The organism is Streptomyces himastatinicus ATCC 53653 (assembly GCF_000158915.1).
GTDB classification, from domain to species: Bacteria; Actinomycetota; Actinomycetes; order Streptomycetales; family Streptomycetaceae; genus Streptomyces; species Streptomyces himastatinicus.
Map to the genome: position 1 here is coordinate 4,468,600 of NZ_GG657754.1, position 2,547 is coordinate 4,471,146.

Here is a 2,547-nt window from a genome sequence, read left to right on the forward strand (position 1 = left end):
ACGACGAACGGCATCCCCTTGCGCTCCAGGTGGTCGATGACGGGGAACGAGTCCTCCAGCCGCCGGGTGTCCACCAGGACCACCGCGCCCCAGGCGCCCAGGAACAGGTTGTCCCACAGGAACCGGAAGCGGTTCTGCCCGGGGGCGCCGAACAGATACGTCACGATCCGCTCGGTGACGCTGATCCGGCCGAAGTCGAAGGCGACCGTGGTGGCCGACTTGCCCTCCACTCCGGCCACGTCGTCGACTCCTACGCCCTTCTCGGTCATCACGGCCTCGGTCGTCAGCGGGTCGATCTCGCTGACGGCGCGGACGAAGGTCGTCTTGCCGACGCCGAAGCCGCCAGAGATCACGATCTTCACCGCGTCCCGGGCCGTATCGCTCAACGGGGCCTCGACGTCGGCCAAAGGCGCCTCGGCGTCGGCCAAGGGTTCTTCGGCGTCGGCCGTGTCAGAGATTTTTGAGTGCAACGAGAACCTCTCGGACCAGGCCGGTGTCGGGCAGCCGCGCCGGGGCGGCCGCCGCGCCCCACGAGGCGGACGGCCCGCCGCCACCGGCCCCGCTGCTGGGGTGGCGGACCGAGATCCGGCCCTCGGCGAGCAGATCGGACAGCAGGATCGCGACGACGCCCACGGGCATGCGTAACCGCGCGGAGACCTCCACCAGCGCCATCGGATGGCGGCACAGCCTCAGGATCTGAACCGCCTCCGGGGCCATGCCCACGGCCGGTTCGGACTCGCTGACGACCAGCGACACCAGATCGAACTCCGTGTACGCGCGGCTACGTCCCCCCGTCGCGGCGAACAGCCGGTCCGGCTGTTCATGGACGTCCCAGCGCATCATGCCGTCGCGCCGCCCTCCTCCCCGGGCACGCGCTGCGGCGAGGTGATGTACGCGAGGAGGCCGTCGACCAGTACGGACATGCTGTTGCCGACGATCCCGGGGTCGGCGTCCTCTCGGGCGAGCACCGCGAGATGGGCGCCCTCGCCCGCCTCGACGGTCATCAGCAGCCCGCCGCCGACCGCGACCAGGGAGTGCTCCACGCTGCCGGTGCCGTCGCCGAACTTCGTGGACACCGTTCTGGCCAGGCTCTGGATCCCGGAGGCGATGGCGGCCAGCGTCTCCGCCTCCGACTGGGACAGATCGGAGGAGTGGGTGATGACGAGTCCGTCGTTGGACACCGCGAGCGCGTGCCGCGCCCCCGGGGTCTTCGCCAGCAGGGCGTCGAGCTTCCAGTCGAGGTCATGCGGGTTCATCAGGTCGTGCCTTCCGAGCGTGGTGTCGTGCGAGTGCGGTCCTGCTTGACGGCGGTGTGGAACGAACCGAACCGGTTCCCCGCCTCCGCTGGCCTCTTGCGTACGGGAGGTGGTGGTGCCGGGGGTTCGGCAGCCCGCTCGGTGCCGGTCTCGACCTGCTTGCGACGGCGCCTCGGCAGCCCCTCGGGGGTGAGCGGATGGGCTCCGGACCGCTCCTCGGATCGCTCTCCGGGCGGGGGCGACGGCGGCCTCCGGGAGGGAAGCGGCGGTGCGGCTTTGGGACGGACCGTGGCGTGGTGGCCGGACACGTGGTGATCGGACGCGTGGTGGCCGGACGCGTGGTGGTCCGGGGCGTGGTGGTCGGCGCGGGGCTCGGTGAGGAGCTGCTGCGGGATCAGTACGGTGACCGCCGTGCCGCCGGTCGCGGACGACTGATAGCTGACGCGCAGCCCGAACTTGCGGGCGATCATGCCCACCACCAGCAGACCCTGCCGGGTGCCGGACAGTTTCAGCATGCTGGACGGGTCGGCGGCGACCGCCTGTTGCGCCCGGGCGAGCATGTCGGGCTGCATGGCCAGGCCGCTGTCCGCGATCTCGACGGCGATCCCGCGCGGGACCTCCTGGACGTAGACGTTCACGGCAGTGGAGGGCGGCGAGAAGCTCACGGCGTTGTCGATCAGCTCGGCGAGGAGCGTGATCACCTTCTCGGCCGCGGCGCCGACCACGGCCTGTTCGCTGGTGCAGCGGATCTCCACCCGCTCCAGACCCTCGATGCGGGAGGTCGCGGCGCGCAGCACCCGCCAGATGACGATGGGCCTGGGCCAGTGCTTTCCCGAGAGCGCGCCGGTGAGGACGGCGATGCGGTCGGCCATCCGGCCGGTCTGCGAGGCGGTGCTGTCGAGTTGGAAGAGGTCGTCGAGGGCGTCGGACTCGTAGCGGTCCTGCATCTCCCGCAGCCGGGCGAGGTTTCCGGCGACCAGCGCCTGGAGACGACCGGCGATGCTGCGGAACGCGGCCACCATCTCGGTGCGCTTCTGCCGCTCCCGGGACAGCTCGCCGCCCATGGTCTCCAGCAGCGCGCGCAGCGGGCCGGTGGCGGGCCGCTCGATCCCGGCCAGGGCCTGGTCCGCCGGGACCCGGCCGCGCAGTTGCTCCACGAGGGCGGGTAATGCGGTGGCGACGGTGTGGTCGAGCTCCCGCTCCGCGGCGGCGACCCGCTGTTCGGAGGCGGCGGCCCGCTGTTCCGCGGAGGCGGCCCGCTGCTCGGACGAGGCGACCCGGGCCCGCAGCT

At 71.9% G+C, this 2,547-nt stretch carries 4 protein-coding genes; all 4 read right to left on the reverse strand.

The features are described 5' to 3' along the window. The coding region (locus tag SSOG_RS53675) for a GTP-binding protein (protein ID WP_208867359.1) at positions 1–386 on the reverse strand (386 nt) is incomplete at its 3' end. A gap of 64 nt (positions 387–450) precedes the next feature. Further along, positions 451–843: a DUF742 domain-containing protein gene (locus SSOG_RS18450; protein WP_039938019.1), complete on the reverse strand. Its 393-nt coding sequence runs from the start codon at positions 841–843 to the stop codon at positions 451–453. Next, the gene (locus SSOG_RS18455) at positions 840–1,256 is read right to left on the reverse strand and encodes a roadblock/LC7 domain-containing protein (protein WP_106516416.1); all 417 of its coding nucleotides are present in this window, start codon (positions 1,254–1,256) and stop codon (positions 840–842) included. Before SSOG_RS18455 ends, SSOG_RS18450 begins: the two co-directional genes overlap by 4 nt. Continuing rightward, positions 1,256–2,547, reverse strand: a 1,292-nt coding sequence (locus SSOG_RS18460) for a sensor histidine kinase (RefSeq protein ID WP_050799899.1), incomplete at its 5' end; no start/stop codon positions are given. The genes SSOG_RS18460 and SSOG_RS18455, both read right to left, overlap by 1 nt.

Bases quoted from the DNA above. Each gene is read 5' to 3' on its own strand.
- SSOG_RS18450 (WP_039938019.1), bottom strand. From the start codon at position 843: ATGATGCGCTGGGACGTCCATGAACAGCCGGACCGGCTGTTCGCCGCG.
- SSOG_RS18455 (WP_106516416.1), bottom strand. From the start codon at position 1,256: ATGAACCCGCATGACCTCGACTGGAAGCTCGACGCCCTGCTGGCGAAG.